The sequence below is a fragment of the Gemmatimonas sp. genome, from assembly GCF_036405635.1.
GTDB lineage: Bacteria > Gemmatimonadota > Gemmatimonadetes > Gemmatimonadales > Gemmatimonadaceae > Gemmatimonas.
The window spans coordinates 1-6,522 of the sequence record NZ_DASWXE010000110.1 but is presented as its reverse complement, the minus strand read 5'-3'; the positions used below and the strand labels follow the sequence as shown (position 1 = coordinate 6,522).

Annotated in this window: 8 protein-coding genes; all 8 read right to left on the bottom strand. The window is 62.8% G+C overall.

Features of this window, described 5'->3' with window-relative positions; all coding sequences use genetic code 11:
- On the bottom strand, positions 1-528 hold a 528-nt coding region (locus tag VGE27_RS09480), incomplete at its 3' end, for an AAA family ATPase (protein ID WP_331049409.1).
- Between the two features lie 7 nt (positions 529-535).
- Positions 536-2,992: a rifamycin-inactivating phosphotransferase gene (gene rph, locus VGE27_RS09475; protein WP_331049408.1), complete on the bottom strand. Its 2,457-nt coding sequence runs from the start codon at positions 2,990-2,992 to the stop codon at positions 536-538.
- Between the two features lie 87 nt (positions 2,993-3,079).
- Positions 3,080-3,595 carry a DinB family protein gene (locus VGE27_RS09470; protein WP_331049407.1) on the bottom strand — a complete coding sequence of 172 codons (516 nt, stop codon included), beginning with the start codon at positions 3,593-3,595 and terminating at the stop codon, positions 3,080-3,082.
- Positions 3,596-3,603: 8 nt separating this feature from the next.
- Positions 3,604-3,837, bottom strand: a complete 234-nt coding sequence (locus VGE27_RS09465) for a hypothetical protein (protein ID WP_331049406.1) — start codon at positions 3,835-3,837, stop codon at positions 3,604-3,606.
- A 94-nt stretch (positions 3,838-3,931) separates the two neighbouring features.
- Positions 3,932-4,879 carry an amidohydrolase family protein gene (locus VGE27_RS09460; RefSeq protein WP_331049405.1) on the bottom strand — a complete coding sequence of 316 codons (948 nt, stop codon included), beginning with the start codon at positions 4,877-4,879 and terminating at the stop codon, positions 3,932-3,934.
- A gap of 64 nt (positions 4,880-4,943) precedes the next feature.
- On the bottom strand, positions 4,944-5,423 hold the full coding sequence (locus VGE27_RS09455) for a nuclear transport factor 2 family protein (RefSeq protein WP_331049404.1): 480 nt from the start codon (positions 5,421-5,423) through the stop codon (positions 4,944-4,946).
- 54 nt (positions 5,424-5,477) lie between these two features.
- Positions 5,478-6,101: a dihydrofolate reductase family protein gene (locus tag VGE27_RS09450; protein WP_331049403.1), complete on the bottom strand. Its 624-nt coding sequence runs from the start codon at positions 6,099-6,101 to the stop codon at positions 5,478-5,480.
- A 10-nt stretch (positions 6,102-6,111) separates the two neighbouring features.
- The coding region (locus tag VGE27_RS09445) for a hypothetical protein (RefSeq protein ID WP_331049402.1) at positions 6,112-6,522 on the bottom strand (411 nt) is incomplete at its 5' end.

The window sequence follows — 6,522 nt, the reverse complement described above, 5'->3', positions numbered from 1 at the left end:
ACGTGCGCCTCCGACCACCCAACCCATTACCTGATCGGCTCGTTGTTCGATGGTGCCCCGCACGACGAGCACCGGCACTTCGAATCCCCATGTCTGCTCCACCACCATCTCCCGTAGCAGTCGATCCACCCGACGGCGCAGTTTCGGCAGATCCATCGGAGACATCCGATCCGGCTCCTCGATCGGCACGAACACCACCAGGTCCAGCGACTGCATGGCGGTCGCCGTGTCACGCACCAGGTCCGGCATGGATGCACCGCGCAGCAGCGCGCTGCTGTAGGCGAGATAATCGACCGGCCCCCGATCAAAAATCGCGTCGCGTGAACGCTCCTGTTGCAGCAACGTGACGGAGCGCTCCAGTAGCAACTCGTAGTCGGCGGCTCCAGGAGGATGCGCGAACGCATGCCCCTCCTCCTCGAGCAGATAGTAGGGCTCATCGAATACGACATGCCCCGCAAGCCGGTGCCCAAGCTCGGCGACCAAGGTGGACTTGCCGGTACCATGGCTGCCACAAACCGCTATGCGCATGAACAGCTCATCGACGTGTCTCTCCGTCCAGAATTTCGACGTATCCATCGGTGCCGTGGACACGAATGCGCTGCCCGTCCCGGATGCGCTGCGTGGCCTGCTCCACACCCACCACCGCGGGCAGTCCATACTCGCGGGCGATCACGGCCCCATGCGTCATCAGGCCACCCACCTCGGTCACCAGCCCCCTGATGCCCACGAACAGTGATGTCCAGCTCGGGTCGGTATACGCCGTGACCAGAATATCACCTGGCTCGATCCGTGCCTGCGTCACATCCCGCAGCACCCGCGCACGCCCTTCGACTACACCAACCGATACCGCGAGCCCGGCGAGTGCGCCAGGCGGCACTTCCTCGCGCTGATACGACCCACGAATTCCCTCGCCGTCCGACGTGAGTACCCGAGGCGGCGTCAGCGTCTCGTGCCACCGATGCGCATCCCTGCGCTCGGCCAGCAACGTGCGACTGACCCGCTGCGTGTGAACCACTTCAGCGAGTTCCTCGAACGTGAGGTGAAAGATGTCTTCCACCTCGTGCAGCACCCCGGCGTCTACCAGACGCTGCGCTTCACCCACCAGGGCCTGCTTGTAGAGGAAGTAGCGGCGAATCATCCCGTACTTCGGATACTCCCGGTAGCCGATGAATGTGCGCATCCGGTCGATCATTTGTTTCGCGACTTGTGCCTTCTGATCGCCATCAGGCAGTTCTCGCAAACGTGCGAGCAAATCCAGCTGTTTGGTTTCCGCCAGGTGTTTCCCTTCTTCGAAGCGCTGCGTTGCGGCGCCGGCCGGAAAGTGGTGGATATTGCTGAGCAGCAGCGGTACCAGCATATCTGGCCGCTCGCTCCAGCGGGGGCGTGTGATATCGATCTCACCAACACCGCGCATACCAAACCGACGGAGCCAACCGTCCATCGCGGCCTGGGCTTCGCGACCACCAGCCACCGTCGACAGGGCGTGCAGCGTACCGGTGCGCTCGAGCGCAGTCACCACCGCAGGATATGCGCGCATGACATCTGCCACATCCAGTAGCGCCAGCCCCATCTCGGAAGTGATGTTGCCCGGGACCGACAGCGTGAGCGTATCGGCGGCCTTCTTCTCACCAAGCCACAACGCCATGTGTTCGTTGAGCCACCAGCTCGCGTCCATCGCCGCCAGGATGACCCGGAGACTCTCCGGATCGAACAACAGGCGCCGTAGCTCCTGAATGTCCTCGCGAATGCAGTCCATCAACGCCATGCCGGACATGCCGGCAATACGGCGCTCGAGTTCGGCGACCGATGCCTCGTTCCGCTGAATCATTTCCGCAACGACGGCGGGATCACTCTCTGGCGGCGGTTCAGCACCAGACATTCCGGCCACGGCCGGCGCAGCGCCGGTGGTGACATCAGGCACCGTGACGATGAAATCGCCGCGATTCAGCACCTGCTGCAGGGCGTCGAAGAACAGCGGATCCGATCGTCCGATCATGTCCATGAACGCCACACGGCTCGCCGGTACCGCAAGCATCCGTGTGACATCCACGAAGAGTCGACCACCGGCCACGTGCATGGGACGAGGCGTGGTCATCTGCCAGAAGGAAATGCCGAGCGTCTTCATGGCGTCGGTCATCATCTGCTGATGACCGACCGAGAGATAGACATGATGGTCGTGGTCGCCGGTGGCAGGCACCGGAAACAACGTCGTGATGGGTCGGCTCTGTACGATCACGAACTCACCGTCCACCAGACACCACTCGATATCCTGCGGTGAGCCGAAGTGTGCCTCGATACGTCTGCCCAATGCTGCAAGCGCGACGGCTTGCGCGTCCGTCAGTGCCGGAGCGGTTTCGGCCACAAGGGTTCTCGAGAGCACGTGTTCATCACGCACCGTGTATCGATCCGCACTGGTCGTTCCCGCCACGAACGATTCCCCGAGACCGGCCACGGCTTCGATCACCGACGTGCGACGATGGCCGCTGATCGGATCAGCCGTGAACAGCACACCCGCGGATTGTGGGCGGACCATGTGCTGCACCACCACGGCCATGCGCGCAGACTGGTGGTCGATGCCATGACGCTGGCGATACGCCACGGCGTGTTCGCCATACAGGGAGGCCCAGCAACGCTGGACGTGTTCGAGGACCGTCGGCACACCGGTCACGCCAAGAAACGAATCATGCTGTCCGGCAAACGAGGCGGTCGGCAGGTCTTCCGCGGTGGCACTCGACCGAATGGCGTACGCATGATGCACACCATGCCGCACCAGGGCCTGCTCGATCGCAATCGCCACGTCGGAGGGCATGATCAGCTCACCACTGTCACGTGCGCCACGTGCGCGCGCAAACGCCTCGGTCGTGACGCAGAAGCCCGCCGGCACCTGCACACCGTCCACCCGCATCAACTCACCGAGATGCGCACCCTTGCCACCAACCTTGGCCGTGTGCGTGCGATCAACGGCAGTGAGATCCAGCACCAAGTCACTCATCGGGCGCTCCCTCGAACGGGCATCGGGCTGCAACGAAGCGCGCAGTGTAGAGCCTCGGCCCGGGATTGCCGCAAGCCCCGGGGTGTGCTATACCTTGGGAGTGGCGAGCGTGGTGGACCGTGCCCGCAATTCCGGTTCGCTCAGCCCGTAGATCGGTGGTGTCGGTACTCCCACCAGCCCCAGCGTGAAGTAGAGCTGGCCGCGATGATGCGCCTCGTGTTCGATCAGGGCGCGCAGCCACTTCCATGTGGTGATGGGCGCTCCCGCTGGTGTCATGGTGTGTCCAGACCAGGCTTCCGGCGTAAGCGCGGCAAACAGGGCCCGCGATTCCTCGTGCAGTCGGTCGTAGTACGCGATCACATCGGACAGTCCGTCAGCCAGCTCACGTCCATGTCCCGCATAACAACTCGGACGCCCGGACACCGTTTCGGCGTACATCCACCGCTCGATGCCTGCCAGGTGACGCACCTGGTCACCGGCGGTCCAACGTCCCGGCGCTGGCATCCACTCGAGATGCTCCTCGGGGATGCACAGGATGACTTTGCGTGTGCGCGCGTGCACACGATCGAGATAGTCGAGAAATGTCGTCAGGTCGGTGGACATCGTTTTGGTCACCAGATTTCGACGCGATGGGCAGCCCACTCGGGCCATCTGGCCTTCACCACATCGATCAGCCAGTTGCCACCATTCGCGGCACGAAAGGCGGTGGCGTTGAAAGCCACGACATCGTCGCCGGAGATCTCCACCAACGGGTACCAGCGATCCTGCCGAAGATCCCAGAGAGCGGAAGCGCGCTCCCAGAAGGTGTCGCGTTCAGCGTCAGATAGTTCGCGCGGGCGAGTCATGCGATCAGATGAAGTCCAGGTTCCAACTCAGATGCAGATCCATGGGCAACGCGATAGACCTGGTGTTCGTGAATGCGCGAGCGAACCCGATAGATCATCGCATAAAGGACGTGACATTGCCGGCGATCGCGCGCGTCTCCTGAACAGTAAGCGGCAGCCGGTCGCAAAAGAGTTTCCACCCAGCCCCCACACTGCCTCCCGGTGGCGTGAGATCGGAACCATACAACACCCGTTTCACCCCAAGCTGACGGACGCGCCTGGCAATCAACGCGGCCACCTCGGGTGACGTCTCTTCATTCACCACCGTTGCCATGTCGAAGTACATGTGCCGCAGGCGCGGATCGCCGCGCTCAGCAGCGGCACTGAAGACCGACATCACCGAATCTGCCTGCGCGGGATATCCGGGACCTGCGCCCCCGAAGTGCGCGACCACGACCTCGATCGATGGCGCCACGACTACCAGCCTATCCAGAAACAGGTGGGCATCTTCGGCACCAAAGTTCTCACCGCCACGCGCCCGCATGTGCACGAGAACGGGAGCACCCTTGCGCTCGGCCAGCGCAAAGAGTTCTGCGAGACGCGTAGCGTGGTCCGGATTGCGGAGCGTCACCCCACTGTTGCCAAAATGCAGCTTGATGCCCCGCATTCCAGACAGCTCGAGGCAACGATCGAGCTCGGCAAGCGCAGCCGCACGAAGCGGATTGACACTGCAGAACCCCACCAGCCGCCCCTGACCTGCCACCATCTGGGTGGAAGTCCAGTCGTTCTCTTCTCGACTCAACCGATCGGGATCGGGCAGATTCTTGCGTTCATCGGCCAGACTGTAGGCCACCGAAAGCACCACGGCCTTGTGCACGCCGGCACTGTCGAGTTCTGCGAGCAGCGCCCTCGCATCCCGTGGCGGACGCTGTACGATGGGCGCGAATGGTGCACTGACGAGATGCTGATGGTAGTCGATGCGCGGCGCGGGCACTTCGTCGCCGCCACGGGTCCTGGAGACAGCGCAACCGGTCAGCACAAGAAGCAGGAATGTCGATCTCATGACTCGTTTCGGGTGGTCCTCCACCCGTACGGCTCATGGCGTCTCAGGTTGCAACCACCAATGATCACTCGAAGTGCGTGCCCGGTCGCTGCGGTGGCCTGCTGGCATTGTCCATGTCGGAGAAGATCAGCCACGGTCCCTGTCCCTTCACGCGCCGCAAGGTGAGCGTGAACTTCCCTTGGTCCGTGGCGCTCTCACCATAGCCGTATGCGCCGATGATATAGCCCACGGTATCGGCCACCGCGGCCGACAACGCCCGCAGCCGCAACGGCGCACCGCCCTGCCCTGCATACGCCGCAGCGATGGCGGCCCGTCCTCGAACTGGCGGACGGCCGCCCTGCAACACGAACCCGTCTTCGGCGAACAGCGCGGCCAGCGCCTTCGCATCGCCGCGAGCCCATGCAGCTTCGTAGTCACGCAGCACGCGATCGAGCGCGGGCGCCAGCGTCACGGAAGGCAGTGGCCGCTCCGTGTCATTCGTGGACTGGGCACCAAGAGGACTGACGGCGAGGCTCGCCGCCACGAGCAACACAAAGGTTCGCATGAGAGATAGGGCGAGGGTCATGATGGTTCCGATTGGTGCACCTTCCCGCCTCGCTTAGACGAATGATCCGGTTCGCACATCACCGGCTCGCTGATATGCTGTGATGATCACACCACTCGAAGCAATCACGGAGTGTGTCAACGTAAACGCACCAGGATGTGCGCCGCCCTGAAACAGTCGTTTGCCGTCGCCGAGCACCACGGGATAGATGAGCAAGCGCAGCTCATCAATGAGGTCAGCGGCGAGCAGTGTCTGCAGAAAGTTTGCCGAGCCCTGGGTGAGCAGATCGGGACCGTCGCTCTGCTTGAGCGCGCGCACGGCGGCGACGGTGTCCTGCCCTAGCCACTGGCTGTTCTGCCATGAAAAACTGGACTGTGAACGCGAAGCGACGTACTTGGTGGCGTTGTTGAAGGCGCTCGCAATGCCACCCACCGGTGACGCCGGATCGAAGTCCACATGCGGCCAGTAGCCGGCAAAGATGTCGTACGTCTTGCGGCCAAGCACCAGCTCGAACGGCTTACCGTCATTCGCGGCCGTACCCTGACTGATGGCTTCGTCGGCATAGGGAAACACCCAGCCGCCAAATCGGAAGTCACCGGATGTGTCTTCCTCCGGGCCTCCTGGTGCCTGCATGACACCATCGAGACTGACAAATGCCGCCGTGACGAGCTTTCGCATGGCGAACGCCTCAGGATCGTTTGAGTCGGTAGAGTCGCACTTCGGGAATCGCTTCTTTCGGGTCCATGTAGCGACCGAGTACATAGTCACGGCCAATCTCGAACACCTCGAGATGGCGCGGCACCGCCACCTCACCGACCAGGGCACCGGCGGGTGTGAAGATCGACCACGATACGAGGTTGCCCGTGCCACGCGGGAACGGTCGCACCCACAGATGATCGTCCGCGTCCACGAGCATCTGGGTGTAGGCAGGCAACACCTGGGGAAAGGTCATCGAGGCGTACGAGGCCTCCACCTGCTTGCTCCTGTCTTCACCATCGTCGGCGACTTCGCGATCGATGGCATCGCGAATGTCACTCTTCGTCAACGCGACCGGGGCACCGGATCGCTCGATGGGCTTGAGTGGGCGACCATTGAGACC